The organism is Streptomyces sp. NPDC059455, from assembly GCF_042750115.1.
GTDB lineage: Bacteria > Actinomycetota > Actinomycetes > Streptomycetales > Streptomycetaceae > Streptomyces > Streptomyces endocoffeicus.
Map to the genome: position 1 here is coordinate 51,994 of NZ_JBHYVB010000002.1, position 13,431 is coordinate 65,424.

A 13,431-nucleotide genomic window follows, 5' to 3' on the forward strand; every position below is an offset into this window, starting at 1 on the left:
GGGGCCTCGGGGACGGTTGGGCGCCCCCCCGCACGGGGCCTCGCCAGGACCCTCCTGCGGGCGAGTGCCGGGTAGATCTCGAGCACCCAGGTGACCGTGGCCGTCAGCAGAGCGAAGCCGATGAGGGCTTCCAGCGGCGCTACGATGCGCAGCCAGTCCTCGGTCGGCACGATGTCCCCGAGCCCGAGGGTGGCGATCGTGACCAGTGAGACGTAGAGGGCGTCCAGCAGGCCCGCATGTTGGGCAGCTTTCAGGCCGCTTCCGAAGGAGAACGCCTCCGGCATGTGGGGCCAGTAGATGATGGCCCACCCCAGGATGATGGTGCAGGCCCACATCACGACCACGGTGACCATGGCCAGCGGTCCGACGAGCCCTGCCACCCGCTTGCGCGCGGGGACATGCTGGGACACTCTCCACAATACCGACATGATGAGGCGGCTCAAGCCTCCCCGACGAGTCGGGTGCCAGAGCGTATGGAACAGGTCCCGCAGCGCGGCCATGACCAGCCCGGCTCCGGTCAACGAGACCAACCACTCCATGCGCGTCTCCCACGGCGCTGTTCGGTGCGTCGACCGAGGGCGGCCTGGCATGACCCTATGGCTCAGCGACCACTGGGGAACGCAGGCTCGCCGGACTGTGGCTGCGAGCCGAAGGCCGGCCACCGGCGAGGCAGCCGACGTGCGCCGTCGGCGCAGAATTCTCATCATGGGACGAGGAGAGGAGTGCCCGTGCCGGAGTGGACCTGGGAATACCGCGGCTACGATCCCGTCGCCGAGCGGCTGCGAGAGGCGCTGTGCGCCTTGGGGAACGGCTATACCGCGACCCGTGGCGCGGCGCCCGAGAGCAGGTCCGGCCCGGTGCACTACCCGGGGACGTATGTGGCGGGCTGCTACGACCGGCTGCGCTCCGACATTTCGGGCCACGAGGTCGAGAACGAGGACATGGTCAATCTGCCGAACTGGCTGCCGCTGCGCCTTCGGCTGCTGCCCGAGGACGGCACCACCGGCGCGTGGTTCTCCCCGGACCATTGCCTGCTGCTCGACTACCGGCAGGTCCTGGACATGGGTACGGGGACGCTCACCCGGACGATCAGTTACCGCGACCACTCCGGGCACCGGCTGGGTGTGGAGCAGACCAGGCTGGTCCACATGGGTGACCCCCACGTGGCCGCGCTGCGGACCGTTCTGACGGCGGAGGGCTGGTCGGGACGGGTCGAGGTCGAATCGGCGCTGGACGGCGATGTGCGCAACGCAAACGTGCGCCGCTACCAAGGGCTCAGCGAGCAGCACCTGACCGAGGTGCGGGCCGGTGGAGCCGAATCCGGCGCCGTATGGCTGCGGTGTCGGACCCGGACGTCGGATGTCGGCGTCGCGCTCGCCGCGCGCACGCGGGTCGCGGGGGCGGAGCCCGAGTCGTCCCGTCTGCGTACCGGCCGCCGCCGTATCGGCCACCGCTTGGTGATACCCATCGAGTCGGGCCGGCCGGTCACCGTGGACAAGGTCGTGGCGTTGCACACGTCACGGGACCTCGCGACCGGCGATCCGCTGCGGGCGGCGGTGGAGCGTGCGGAGGCGGCCGGGGACTTCCCGGAACTGCTCACCTCGCACGCCGCGGCCTGGGCCAGGCTGTGGCGGCGCGCCGAACTCGATGTGCCCGGGGAACCGGGCCGCATCCTCCGGCTCCATCTGTTCCATGTGCTCCAGACCCTCTCGCCGCACACCGCCGACCTGGACGTGGGTATCCCGGCGCGCGGTCTGCACGGCGAGGCGTACCGGGGGCACGTCTTCTGGGACGAGCTGTTCGTCCTGCCCTATCTGAACCTGCACTTTGCCGAGGTCTCCAGGGGGCTGCTTCGCTACCGCCACCGGCGCCTGCCGCAGGCGTGCCATGCCGCCCGCGAGGCGGGACACCGGGGAGCGATGTACCCGTGGCAGAGCGGCAGTGACGGCCGGGAAGAGACACCGCGGCTGCACTACAACCCGCGGTCGGGGCACTGGCTGCCGGACCACTCCCGGTTGCAGCACCACGTCAACTCCGCGGTGGCGTACGACGTGTGGCAGTACTGCGAGGCCAGCGGCGACACCGAGTTCCTGCACACCGAGGGCGCCGAGATGGTCCTGCAGATCGCCCGCTTCTGGGGAGACCTCGCGGACTTCGACGGCGGCCTCGGCCGTTACCGGATCCGGGGCGTGGTCGGCCCGGACGAGTACCACGACGGCTATCCCGGCGCCCCTCGGCCGGGCCTGGACGACAACGCGTACACCAATGTCACCGCCGCTTGGGTGCTCGGCCGGGCGCTCGACCTCGCCCGCGGCCTGCCGGTGTGGCGACGGCAGGAGCTGCTGGAGCGGCTGGCCTTGGACGAGGCCGAACTCGCTCGCTGGGAGGAGATCTCGCGGCGGCTGTACGTGCCCTTCCAGGCCGGAGTCATCAGCCAGTTCGATGGCTACGGGAACCTGGTCGAGCTGAACTGGGACGCCTACCGCGCCACGTACCGGGACATCCGCCGCCTCGACCGCATCCTCGAGGCCGAGGGCGACTCGGTCAACCGCTACCAGGCGTCGAAGCAGGCCGATGTCCTCATGCTCGGATACCTCTTCGCGCAGGAGGAACTGGCCGCGCTCTTCCGGACGCTCGGATACACCGTCGACGACGTGGTCTGGCGCCGCACCGTGGACTACTACCTGAGCCGCACCAGCCACGGTTCCACTCTCAGCAGCCTGGTGCACGGCTGGGTGCTTGCCCGGACCAAGCGCTCGGCGGCCTGGGAATACTGCCGTCAGGCACTGGAATCCGATGTCGCCGACATCCAGGGCGGAACCACCCCTGAAGGCATCCACCTCGGCGCCATGGCCGGCACCCTGGACCTGGTCCAGCGTGGACTGACTGGATTGCGCGCCCACGACGGGGCACTCCATCTGGACCCGGCCCCGTTGCCGGAAATGCCCGCCTTCCGCTTCTCCCTCCGTTACCGCGGCCACTGGGGAGTGAGCCTCCGCCTGGACCGCGGCCGACTTCGCGTCGTTGTTCCCGACTCCGATCGCGAGGCCGATTCGGTTGGTACTCCCCGACCGGACCATCACGCTCGCACCCGGCGAGAGCCACGCCCTGTCGCTGCCCCGCCGCTGACGCGGTCGAGCCCGCAACTCGACGGAGCAGGGCGCCTGGCGACGGCCATACGCAGCGGAGATGGCCGTTCCACCTGTGCCTATGCCGAGCGAGCGGGACGAGCATGGACCACGCCCAGAACACGACCAAGAACCCGATCATGGCAAGGGCGAGCATCGAGGCAGCCGGGGAGGTGGCGTCGCGTGGTCCGTCCGAGGCGCGTGGCTGTTCATGTTCCTCCTCCCGTGCGAGACGTTCCCGTCCCAGCGGCGTGGCCGCGAGTCCGAACGAGGTGCCACACCCATCGACCGGGGCGGTGGTTCGAACGGTTTGGGGGTACTTCCCATGTGCAGAGGGACTCCTTGTGAGACGAGGCAACCGCCATGGAACAAGTGGTCACCGTGGGCCTCGACGGTTCGGCCGAGAGCCTGGCCGCCGCTCGCTGGGTTGCCGACGAGGCGGAGCGGCGTGAACTGGCGTTGCGTCTGACACACGCGTGGATCTTGCTGTCGCCGCCCACGCCTGACAGTCCCGCTGCGGACGAGCAGAACTACTGGGCGCAGCGGATCGTGTACGAAGCGCACACCGAACTGTCCGGCCTCCATCCGCGACTGACCATCATGGAGGATCTGGTCCCGGACGAGGCCGAGACGGCCCTCCTCGACGCGGCCGCGCGGTCGCGGATGCTGGTGCTCGGTTCCCGGGGGCTGGACCGGGTGGCGAGTTTCTTCCTGGGTGACATCGGATTGCAGGTCGTCGGTCGGGCGGAGCGGACCGTGGTGCTGGTGCGCGGGGACCGGGCGGCGGAGGAACGCCGACGGCATGTGGTCGTGGGCCTGAGCCTGCACGGTCCCCAGGACAACCTCCTCGAGTTCGCCTACGTCACCCGCCTTCACCCGTGGTGTCCCGCTGCACGCCGTCCACGGAAGAAAGCCCGGCCCGGTGTACAACACCGCCCGCGGCGCGGAGACCGACGTGGTCCGGGACCTGGCCGAGCAGGCCCGACAGGAACTGGCCGAGGTCCTGCGGCCGTGGCGCGAGAAGTTTCCCCGGGTGAGTGTCATCGACGAATTCCGGCTGGAGAGCCCCGCGCAGGCGGTCGTACAGGCCGCGGCCGACAGTGATCTGCTGATGGTGGGACGGCGAAAACACCCACCCACCCTCGGCCCCCGCCTCGGCCCCGTGGTGCAGGCGGCCGTGCACCACGCCGCCTGCCCGGTCGCCGTGGTCCCCCACGAATGACGGCGGGGGCATGCGAGGAGGAGATCCACAGCGCCTGCGGCCCTGGTACGTCGCTGAGCAGGCGAACGCGGCCCTGGCTGTGTCTGCTTGCAGATGCCGCCTGCACCGTGTTCACCGGAGCTTGAGCGCTCAGTGCATGACGCGGCATCGGTTGCGGTGGTGCCGAGTGCGTCGGCGTCCGGTTGGCTGCGGTAGCTCGGGTCGGTGCTCACGAAGGGCGTGAGACTCGGAGAGATCCCGCGTACGCATCACCGGGCCACCTTCAGTTCCCGCCCTCGGCACGACGCCCTCGCCCAGCGCGGCGGCCGAGATGCTCACGCCGGCGGCGAACAGGGCGAACAGTGGCACCGCCACCCCTGCCGAGAGGGGCCGCAGCAGATGCTCCGTGCGCCCCCGAGGAAGCTCCTCGCCCTGGTGACGGGTGGTGTGCAGGATCAGTCCCATTGCCCCGCCGACGACGGTGGGGTGGCGCACCCCACCGTCGTACGTCAGCGCGCAGATGGCCATCCCGAGCGGCACGTCCCGCCGGGCTCTCGGTCCGGTGTCCGAACCGAGGTGGCAGGGACGGTGCCCGTGTGGTGCTGGCCGTCACCCGCCAGGGCCTGGGCGAACTCCTCGCCGGACAATCGCCCACCGGACCCCGCGGACCACAGGGAGCGGGGCGATGAGACAGCGCCGGATACCCTCCCACTTCCTCGGCGGGTACGAGCGGATGCTCGCCGAAGTCGCCACGTCCCCGCTGTCCGCCACACCGCTGGAGCTGCCCGGGCCTCCTGAGGGAGCGGTGAACCCGCCGATGAGGAGCACGACCGCACATGCTCTCTTCCTATGAAGGAACGCCCTCGCTCGGCGGAGTCGTGGCCGGCCCGGTTCCTTGTGGCGGCCGGTGTGAGGAGACGGCCCGGACGGAGGAGCGTACCTGACGGGTCCTGCGACGGCGCAGTCGCCCGGCTGAGTGAAACCGAAGCTGCCGAATGGCCTCCTTACTGACGTCACGCAGGTGCAGACGGCTCTCGCTGCTTACCCTCACCCGAGAAGCGATCCCTGATCTTGATCACTCCGGGTCCACCGCCATCGGAGAAGCGGCGCCCACGCGCGAAGGAGACGGCCATGGCGACGCGAGAGCCGCAGGCTCACCGGGCACGAAGAGGGACCCGCCGCACCATCGGGGCCTGCATGCTCCTTGCGGGGTGTGTCGTCGCGAACGGCGTGCCCTCGGCCGCGGTAAGCACGCGGGGGCACGCCCGCCTGTGCGCGACGGAGCCCTTTCCCCCATCGGAAAGTACTCCACCCCCCATCCTGTCGGGCAGCGACGTATGGAGCTTCGTCTCGGAGCCGGGCCTTCACCCCATGCGGGTGAGCGTGACGGAGAACAGACCGGGGACTGCCCGCGGAGACATTTTCGTCGGCCCGTTCAGCGCGGAACAGATGGTTGGCCAGACGGGAGCGTTGATCAACGATAATTCCGGCGATCCAGTCTGGTTCCGCCCGCTGCCCTCCAGCAACCTCCAGAACGCCGATTTCAAGGTCCAGACCTATTACGACCCCCACGGGGACCGGGGACAGCCGGTGCTGACCTGGTGGCAGGGGTCCCTCGCCCTTCCGCCGTGGTATACGAACCTGCCGGCCGGGGCGCCGGAGCCGGGCGGGTGCTACTACATCTACGACACTCACTACCGCCTGCTCAGGACGGTCTTCGCGCATCACGGCTACTACCCGGACGAGCATGAGTTCACCCTGACCCGCAGGGGCACCGCGCTCTTCCTCGCCTCCAAGCCGGTGCCCATGGATCTCACGCCCTATGGAGGTCCGGAGAACGGAGCCATCCTGAACAGCGAAGTCCAGGAGGTCGACCTCGCCACGGGCAGACTCATCTACTCGTGGAACGCGCTGGACCACCTGGACCCGGCCGACTCCGAGGAGCCGGTCTCCAGCGCGTCGTCATCCGATGGTGTGTGGGACGCCTTCCACATCAACTCCATCGACGAGGGCCCCGGAGACCAACTGTTGATCTCGGCCCGGAACATGTGGGCGATCTACAATGTCTCCAAGGGGTCCGGCAGGATCCGCTGGCAACTCGGCGGAAAAAAGAGCGACTTCACCTTCGGCCCGAACGCGGACTTCTTCTGGCAGCACGATGCCCGATTCCGGCCGGGAAGCCGGATCAGCATGTTCGACGACGGCTGCTGCGACCTGCCCGACGGCGCACCCGAACAGCAGTCACACGGCCTGATCCTCAACCTTGACTTCCGCAACCGCAGGGCGACCGTGGACAAGACCTACTACCACGAGCCGCCGTTGTACTCGCCGACCCAGGGAAACACCCAGGCCCTTTCCAACGGCAACGAATTCATCGGGTGGGGTCAGAGTCCGTACTACTCGGAGTACGGGGGCGCGGGGAACACCGAAGGCGACGGCTCGCAGAGCCTGCTTTACGACGCGAAGCTGCCGGGCTCCAACATCTCGTACCGAGCGTTCCGGTACGAGTGGACCGGCACGCCGTACTACCCACCGAGCGCGGCGGCACGGGCCCGTGGGGGAGGCAGCGTCGTCTACGCTTCCTGGAACGGTTCGACGCAGACCAGAGCGTGGCAGGTACTCGCCGGACCCGATCCCGACTCACTGGCGCTCGTCGTCAGACGCGCCCCACGGTCCGGATTCGAGACCGCCATCACCACGAACAGCCTCGGACCGTACTTCCAAGTCAGGGCACTGGACGCAAGAGGAAGAGTCCTCAAGACGTCCAAGGTCGTGAAACGGTCCGGCTGACGGGCTGCCAGAGGACAAGGCAGTCGGGCGGGAAGATGCGCCGGTGGGTTCATCATCCGTGAACCTACGTGGGCCCGGGCACGGCCCCGCACGCGGGACGTCCCCCCTCGGGCGCGGTGGCCCGCATCGGGCCCTCCCGCCCGGTGAGCGATTGCCCGGATCTGCTGAGCTGGTGGCCGCCGGAGCTTGTGAACGGTGTCGGCACCCGTCGGACACCGCTTCCTGTGGCCGAGTGGCTCCGCCCGCCGGACACTTGAAGCGGCGGCCTGACCGGAAACGCCGGGTGGAAGCCGACGAGAGGAGGAAGGGCCGTGCCTGAGACTCCGCACATCGTGAGCGATGTGATGACGCGAACGGTCGTCGCTGTCGGGCGGGACGCGCCGTTCAAAGAAATCGTGCAGACCCTGGGCCAGTGGCATGCGAGTGCCATGCCGGTCCTGGAAGGCGAAGGGCGGGTGGTCGGAGTCGTCTCCGAGGCGGATCTGCTGCCCAAGGAGGAGTTCCGGGACAGTGATCCTGACCGTTTCGAGCAGATGCGGCGCTTGCCCGACCTCGCGAAGGCGAGGGCGGTGACGGCGGAGGAGCTGATGAGCACCCCGGCGGTGACCGTGCACACGGACGCCACGTTGGCCGAAGCAGCCAGGATCATGGCCGTCAGGCGGGTCAAGCGGCTCCCCGTGGTCGATGCCGAGGGGATGTTGCAGGGCATCGTCAGCCGGGGCGATCTGCTGAAGGTGTTCCTCCGGGCGGACGAGGACATCGCGGAGGAGGTCCGTCGCACGGTGGTGGCCTGCCTCTTCCCCGGCCTCGGACATGCCGTCCATGTGCGGGTGGACGAGGGCGTGGTCACGCTCAGCGGAGAGCTGCACGACACCGCGCTGATCCCGGTGGCCGCGCGCCTTGCCCGGGCCGTGGAGGGTGTCGTGGAGGTCGAATGCCACTTCAGGGCCCCTGGACACGCTGGGGCGGCGAGTCCGTCCTGAAGCGTGGCTTTCGCGACCGGGTAGGCGGGTTACGGCTCGATGTCCAGGACCTCGTGGACCGGCCGCCGGGGAGTCTGCGCGCCCGGCCGCCCATAGCCCAGCCGCAGTACCATCTGCATATACGCCGAGCCGGACATCGGGTCGCGCAGCGGCCAGCGCAGGTCGTGCCATTCCAAGGCCTGGGTGACGAACGAGGTGGCCAGGCCCTCAAGGGTGGCGTGCAGCAGGACCCGTTCCATCGCCTGGCCCGTGCGCAGCCAGTCCTCGTGCCGGTCCCGTCCGGTGCTCAGCAGGGCGAGGTGGGGGGCGGTCTCGAAGTCGGCGGCCGGGCGGCCGGGGACCGGCTTGCCACCCGCGAAGTCCCGCACCGGTGCCTTGCCGGTCCGGCGTCGTGGCCCGAAGGCGTACTCCGGGACACCTTCCGTGGCGGGCCGCGTATCGTCCGCCCTACGGGTGAAGCGGGTCAGGTCCGCCGCAACACCGGGATCGGTGAGGTTGCGGGCCTCGGCCTCCAGCACCAGGTCCAGTACGGCCTGAAGGTGCCACCCCGAAGCGAACGACAGCGAGACGTGTTCGCGGTGTGCGGCGTCGACGAGAGCGGTGCGCACGGGACCGGGAATCGCCCTGTCGGCGAAGGGATAACGGCTGGTGTGCCGGGCGTGCACAGCGGGGTACAGGGATGCCAGGTCGTCGCCGTCGGAGGGGCCGGTCAGCATCACGGAGGCCAGCAGCATCGGGTCCGCGGGGACGGGAAGCAGCCGGGTGGACGCCTGCCAGCCCTCGTGCGCGACCGCGATCCGCAGATTCATCAGGGCCGCGCCGCAGCCGATGTGCAGGGCGCGCAGGTCCGGGTCGGAGTGTGGCAGGGAACCCCGGAGGTCTCCCCGGAGGTGGAAGACGCGCCTGCCTCGGAAGTAGTGGAACCGCCAGGGCTGGGCGTTGTGCATCGACGGGGCGGCTGCGGCGTCCCGTGCCAGCGCCGCGACGGCGTCGTCGGACGGCGGTTGAACACTCACCGATATCCGGGGGCCATGGGGCCCCGGGGTCTTTCCGACGCGTGCTCGATGTGGTGAATGTGTGCGTCCGGGCCGGGGAACACGAGGCTGACACGATCGGAATCCGACCACCGCACGTCGTAGGGAGGTGTTCCGTCGTCATGGTGGAGCCCGATGATTTCACCGTCCCGCCTGGTGGCGCCTGTGGTCGGGCTTTCGACGATCAGCTGGTCACCGACATGGGCATGCATTCCCGGCCTCCCTGCCGTTCGTTCCTTCTCTTTCCACCATGGCACGGCGGGCAAGCCCTGTCCTGGGCCGAATGGCCGGTCGCATAAGCCGTGAGGCACATCCGGCGGCGGTTCGCGAGCTGTCACCCTTGGCAGCCGGCAACGGGACCGGCTCGGTGTTCGTACGAGTCCCTCGAAGGAGGCGGCAGATGCACCACAGGACAGTCGGAGAACTCATGACCCGCGGGGTGGTCCGGGCCCCGCTCGGCATGCCGTTCAAGGAACTCGTCTTGCTCCTCGCGGAGAACGACGTCACGGCGGTGCCGGTCGTGGACGCTTCCGAGCGCCCGATGGGGGTGGTGTCCGAGGCCGATCTGCTGCGCAAGGTGTCGGGGCAGGCCGATCCGTCCGGGCGGGTCCTGCTCCCGCATCCGGAGGCATGGGAGCGGGCGAAGACCGAGGGGGCGAGGGCGGAGGAGCTGATGTCGGCCCCTGCCGTGTGCGTACGCCCCGAGTGGACGGTGGCCGAGGCCGCCCGGCTGATGGCGGTCCACGACATCAAACGGCTTCCCGTCGTGGACGAGACCGACACGCTGTTGGGCATCGTCAGCCGCGGTGACCTGTTGCGGATCTTCCTGCGCCACGACGATGCGATTCACGACGAGATCTGCCGCGATGTGCTGAGCCGGACCCTGCGTCTGGCTCCCTCGGCCGTGACGGTCGAGGTGCGGGAAGGCGAGGTCACGCTGAGCGGCTCGGTGGAACTGCGAAGTCTGATTCCGGTCATCGTCCGGCTGTGCCGGAGCGTGGACGGAGTGGTCTCGGTCAGCGAGCGCATCTCCTTCCGCACCGATGACATGCAAGGTCCTTCCGCGGCCGCATGAGCGTCGGCGGCCGAGGGGACGGCGGCGACGCCCGGGCGCGGTGGTGTGCTCGGCTGCGGGGAGCATGCCTCACGCTCAGGGAAGCCTCCGGGACCACCGGGGTTCCAGCAGGTCCCATTCGGCGCCCCACCGAGCCTGCCTGCGGCGGTCCATGACGCGAGCGATGCCCGTCCGGAGGCCGAGGATGACGAGTGTCACGGCACCCGCCGTGACGGTGCCCGCGATCCACCCGGTGGTCCTCGCGACAGCTGGCCGCAAGGGTGCCTCGACGACGTCACCGTGACGGTCCACCCAGACCATCACGTCGGCTCCCCGCGTCGCGCGGCGTGCCACGTGGGCGACGGCTGTGTGTTCGATGCCATCCGCTCCGGTCCAGCGGACCCGGCCCAGACACCTGCCGGTTCCGCTGTCCACGGGATCGCCGATGAGGCGTGCGGTGAGCTGGTGCCGTTGTGCCGCCTGGACGTGTGCCGTGTGCATCTGGGACGTGTAGACGGCACATCCGGCATTCAGGGACGCGGCGGGAAGCCCGACGGCCAGAAGGGCCATCAGCAGAACGGACACCCAGAACTGGACCCGGTCGGAGCGCCGCAGCAGGGGATTTCCGGATGCGGACTGGCGCATGTACGTGCGGATGCCGAGTCCGTGTGCGTCGCAATATTCGCCTCGGTCCATGGTCCGGCCCTCGGAACTCGCTTCACCGAACCCCCACCTGACATGGTCCGCCGTCGGGAGGGCGGTCTGCCACTGGGACGTATGTCCGGACGGCCGGTGGCCGTCGACGATGACGGCGGAGCGGGTCATCCCCGCCTGGCCGCGGCCCAGCGACGGCGTACGGCATCCTCGTGTTCGCTCTCTTCGAGAGCCAGGTCGAGCCGGGCGAGTGTCTCCTCCAGCCGGGGAATCCAATGGCGTCGCAGGGCGCGGACCCGCTGGCGGGTGTGCCCCGCCTCAGCCCCCACGATCCGAGCGGCCTGCTGCGCGACCGCGTACTCGGTGCCGGCCGACAGCGCCTGACGGTAGGCGGCCTCGGCGTGCAGTAGGGCGGTGTTGCCGGGCGTGGCCGCGTCGGGGGAGCGGTCCGGGATCCGGCACGAGGCGAGCGCGGGGTGGCGAACGCCGACCGTGGACTCTTCACGCCAGGTGAAGTCAGCGGCACCGAGCCCCTCAGTCGCTGCCTCCAGAGTGTGCTCGCCGCCCAGGACCACCCCTCTCAGCAGCCATGTTTCGGCCTCCCGAACGGCCCGTCGCCATGCCTGCGCGCTGGTTTCCTCGGCTCGCAGCAGGGTCTCGTGCCGCGTCCGCAGGATGCGCAGTTTCCGCTCCAGGAGCTCCGCACCCCGCAGTGCGACGTCCAGGCTGTGCCGGACGCGCAGCCGTCCGGCACGTGAGGGCGGGGGCCCGGTCGCGGCCGTCATGGCTCCCGCCCGTCCCGCTCGCCGCCGCCGTCCGGCTCCGCCCGGGCGCCGTGCGCGTCCAGCAGCGCGGCGGGCAGCATGGTGAGCTCTCCGCGGGGGAGGGTGAGCAGCGCCTGCCAGGCGGCGTCCAGCGTCCGGTCCAAAGGACGGGCCTCGTCGGGACGCTGATGCAAGAAATCGTGCAGGAACGCCTCGTCGAAGTCGAGGTAGCGGCGGTCGGTCGGGCTCAGGGCGGCCTCGCCCACCAGGTCCGACAGTTCGTTCATCTGCCGGGCCCGGGCGAGCGCGGCCAGGGTCTGGGCCGCGAGGTCCAGGTGGTCGGGCCGGGTGCGCCCGGGACCGGCTCCCTTGCGCATCAGGCGGGACAGTGACGCCAGGGCGTCCACCGGCGGATACACCCCCCGGGCATGCACCTCGCGGGAGAGTACGATCTGCCCCTCGGTGATGTATCCGGTCAGGTCCGGCACCGGATGGGTGATGTCGCCCGCGGGCATGGTGAGGACGGGCAGCACGGTGACCGAGCCCGTGCGGCCGTGGATCCGGCCGCAGCGCTCGTAGAGCGAGGCCAGGTCGCTGTAGAGGTATCCGGGGTAGGCGCGGCGGGCCGGGACCTCGCCCCGGGCCGCGGACACTTCGCGCAGCGCCTCGGCGTAGGCGGTCATGTCGGTCATCACCACCACTGGCCGGCTCCAGGACCGGAGGTGGTTGCCCGTCTGCATGGGGAGGTAGTTGGCGTCGGGCTCGGTGGGGGCGGTGCGCGTTGTAGTGCCTCTGGTATGTGGCCAGGACCTGGCGCGTGTGGGCTTCGCCGAGGATGAGTATGTGGTCGAGGACTTCTCGGCGGAGAGTGCCGATCACTCGTTCGCAGTGGGCGTTGGCCTTCGGCGCGCGGAACGGCGTCTTGATGATCTCGATGTCCTCGGCCTGGAACACGGCGTCGAAGGCGTCGGTGTACTTGCTGTCGCGGTCCCAGATGAGAAAGCGCAGCGAGTCCATGTGTATGCCCAGGTCGGTGGCGAGGTTGCGGGCTTGCTGGGTGGCCCAGGTAGCGGTGGGGTGTGCGGTGACGCCTGCGATGTGCAGGCGCCGGGTGTGGTGCTCGAGGAAGATCAGAGCGTGGAGACGTTGCAGGCTGATGGTGTCGATGTGGATGAAGTCGCAGGCGATCAGGCCGGTGGCCTGCGTAGAGAGGAACTCGCGCCAGGTTGGACCGGTGCGGCGTGGTGCGCGATCGAAGCCTGCGGTGTGGAGGATCTGCCAGACGGTCGAGGCCGCGATCGGGTGTCCGAGCCGGGCCAGTTCACCTTGAATCCGGCGATGGCCCCATCGGCTGTTCTCGCGGGCGAGGCGCAGTACGAGTTTCTTGACGGCGGCCTGCGTGGGTGGCCGTCCGGGAGCTCGGCGTCGTCGGGAGTAGTCCCATCGGCGGGCGACGAGGTTGCGGTGCCAAGCCAATAACGTGCTGGGCGTGATGGGGAGAACCTTGGCCCAGCGGCGGCGGGGGATCAGTGAGGACAAGGAGGCGCACCACAGGCGGTCCGCGGGTTGGTACCGTACTCGTCCTTGTAGTTGGCGTCGTAGCACGGCGTTTTCGTGGCGCAGGACAAGAAGTTCGGCCTCCTTCGAGGTGTCCCGCCGTAGAAGCACCGTCGGGACGGCGAGAAGGCGTCGAGTCACCTGGTATAGGAGCGACACGAGCATCCCCTTATGGTCGCAGCTCTCTGCACGCCGGGTGGAGCGTTTGACCAGCAACGATGAATAACCGAGCCCCACAGGTTCACACCGAACTCATCCGCGAGCGG

At 69.5% G+C, this 13,431-nt stretch carries 11 protein-coding genes and 4 pseudogenes; 7 read left to right on the plus strand and 8 right to left on the minus strand.

Features of this window, described 5'->3' with window-relative positions; genetic code table 11:
* The coding region (locus ACFXB5_RS01045; RefSeq protein ID WP_385201178.1) for a potassium channel family protein at positions 1–410 on the minus strand (410 nt) is incomplete at its 3' end.
* Positions 411–728: 318 nt separating this feature from the next.
* Between ACFXB5_RS01045 and ACFXB5_RS01050 the strand changes: the two are divergent.
* The 3 genes and pseudogenes from ACFXB5_RS01050 to ACFXB5_RS01060 all read left to right on the plus strand — a co-directional run bounded on the left by ACFXB5_RS01050 (position 729) and on the right by ACFXB5_RS01060 (position 4,350).
* Positions 729–3,129, plus strand: a pseudogene (locus tag ACFXB5_RS01050) (glycoside hydrolase family 65 protein).
* 362 nt (positions 3,130–3,491) lie between these two features.
* A pseudogene (locus ACFXB5_RS01055) lies at positions 3,492–3,839 on the plus strand (universal stress protein); the annotation flags it as partial.
* A 211-nt stretch (positions 3,840–4,050) separates the two neighbouring features.
* Entirely contained in the window at positions 4,051–4,350 is a 300-nt protein-coding gene (locus ACFXB5_RS01060; RefSeq protein ID WP_385201179.1) for a universal stress protein, read from the plus strand.
* Positions 4,351–4,638: 288 nt separating this feature from the next.
* On the opposite strand, the pseudogene ACFXB5_RS01065 reads toward ACFXB5_RS01060, so the two are convergent.
* A pseudogene (locus tag ACFXB5_RS01065) lies at positions 4,639–4,869 on the minus strand (Na+/H+ antiporter NhaA); the annotation flags it as partial.
* 145 nt (positions 4,870–5,014) lie between these two features.
* Between ACFXB5_RS01065 and ACFXB5_RS01070 the strand changes: the two are divergent.
* The 3 genes from ACFXB5_RS01070 (at position 5,015) to ACFXB5_RS01080 (ending at position 8,102) form a co-directional block, all read left to right on the plus strand.
* Positions 5,015–5,182 carry a hypothetical protein gene (locus ACFXB5_RS01070; protein WP_157857054.1) on the plus strand — a complete coding sequence of 56 codons (168 nt, stop codon included), beginning with the start codon at positions 5,015–5,017 and terminating at the stop codon, positions 5,180–5,182.
* Between the two features lie 617 nt (positions 5,183–5,799).
* A complete protein-coding gene (locus ACFXB5_RS01075) occupies positions 5,800–7,119 on the plus strand; it encodes an arylsulfotransferase family protein (protein WP_241787947.1) in 1,320 nt (439 codons plus the stop codon).
* A gap of 311 nt (positions 7,120–7,430) precedes the next feature.
* Positions 7,431–8,102: a CBS domain-containing protein gene (locus ACFXB5_RS01080; protein ID WP_037959884.1), complete on the plus strand. Its 672-nt coding sequence runs from the start codon at positions 7,431–7,433 to the stop codon at positions 8,100–8,102.
* A 29-nt stretch (positions 8,103–8,131) separates the two neighbouring features.
* Here ACFXB5_RS01080 and ACFXB5_RS01085 read toward each other — a convergent pair whose 3' ends face one another.
* Together ACFXB5_RS01085 and ACFXB5_RS01090 are read right to left on the minus strand one after the other, a co-directional pair.
* On the minus strand, positions 8,132–9,118 hold the full coding sequence (locus ACFXB5_RS01085) for an Acg family FMN-binding oxidoreductase (protein ID WP_385201182.1): 987 nt from the start codon (positions 9,116–9,118) through the stop codon (positions 8,132–8,134).
* Positions 9,115–9,348, minus strand: a complete 234-nt coding sequence (locus ACFXB5_RS01090) for a DUF1918 domain-containing protein (RefSeq protein WP_385201355.1) — start codon at positions 9,346–9,348, stop codon at positions 9,115–9,117. Before ACFXB5_RS01090 ends, ACFXB5_RS01085 begins: the two co-directional genes overlap by 4 nt.
* A 188-nt stretch (positions 9,349–9,536) precedes the next feature.
* Between ACFXB5_RS01090 and ACFXB5_RS01095 the strand changes: the two genes are divergently transcribed.
* A complete protein-coding gene (locus tag ACFXB5_RS01095) occupies positions 9,537–10,211 on the plus strand; it encodes a CBS domain-containing protein (protein WP_037959887.1) in 675 nt (224 codons plus the stop codon).
* A 75-nt stretch (positions 10,212–10,286) separates the two neighbouring features.
* Here the strand turns inward: ACFXB5_RS01095 and ACFXB5_RS01100 are convergent, their stop codons facing one another.
* From ACFXB5_RS01100 to ACFXB5_RS01115, 4 genes and pseudogenes are all read right to left on the minus strand, one after another.
* A complete protein-coding gene (locus ACFXB5_RS01100) occupies positions 10,287–10,886 on the minus strand; it encodes a hypothetical protein (protein WP_385201184.1) in 600 nt (199 codons plus the stop codon).
* 125 nt (positions 10,887–11,011) lie between these two features.
* Complete coding sequence (locus tag ACFXB5_RS01105) at positions 11,012–11,629, minus strand: V-type ATP synthase subunit D (RefSeq protein ID WP_385201357.1); 618 nt, start codon at positions 11,627–11,629, stop codon at positions 11,012–11,014.
* Positions 11,626–12,348: a hypothetical protein gene (locus tag ACFXB5_RS01110; protein WP_385201185.1), complete on the minus strand. Its 723-nt coding sequence runs from the start codon at positions 12,346–12,348 to the stop codon at positions 11,626–11,628. The genes ACFXB5_RS01105 and ACFXB5_RS01110 overlap by 4 nt, the downstream gene beginning before the upstream one ends.
* Before the next feature lie 61 nt (positions 12,349–12,409).
* Positions 12,410–13,330 (minus strand): annotated as a pseudogene (locus tag ACFXB5_RS01115) (integrase); the annotation flags it as partial.
* Positions 13,331–13,431 lie beyond the last annotated feature (101 nt).

Coding starts and splice junctions, on each gene's coding strand:
- ACFXB5_RS01105 (WP_385201357.1), bottom strand. CDS start 11,629: ATGACGGCCGCGACCGGGCCCCCGCCCTCACGTGCCGGACGGCTGCGC.
- ACFXB5_RS01070 (WP_157857054.1), top strand. CDS start 5,015: ATGAGACAGCGCCGGATACCCTCCCACTTCCTCGGCGGGTACGAGCGG.
- ACFXB5_RS01090 (WP_385201355.1), bottom strand. CDS start 9,348: ATGCATGCCCATGTCGGTGACCAGCTGATCGTCGAAAGCCCGACCACA.
- ACFXB5_RS01095 (WP_037959887.1), top strand. CDS start 9,537: ATGCACCACAGGACAGTCGGAGAACTCATGACCCGCGGGGTGGTCCGG.
- ACFXB5_RS01110 (WP_385201185.1), bottom strand. CDS start 12,348: ATGCAGACGGGCAACCACCTCCGGTCCTGGAGCCGGCCAGTGGTGGTG.
- ACFXB5_RS01100 (WP_385201184.1), bottom strand. CDS start 10,886: ATGGACCGAGGCGAATATTGCGACGCACACGGACTCGGCATCCGCACG.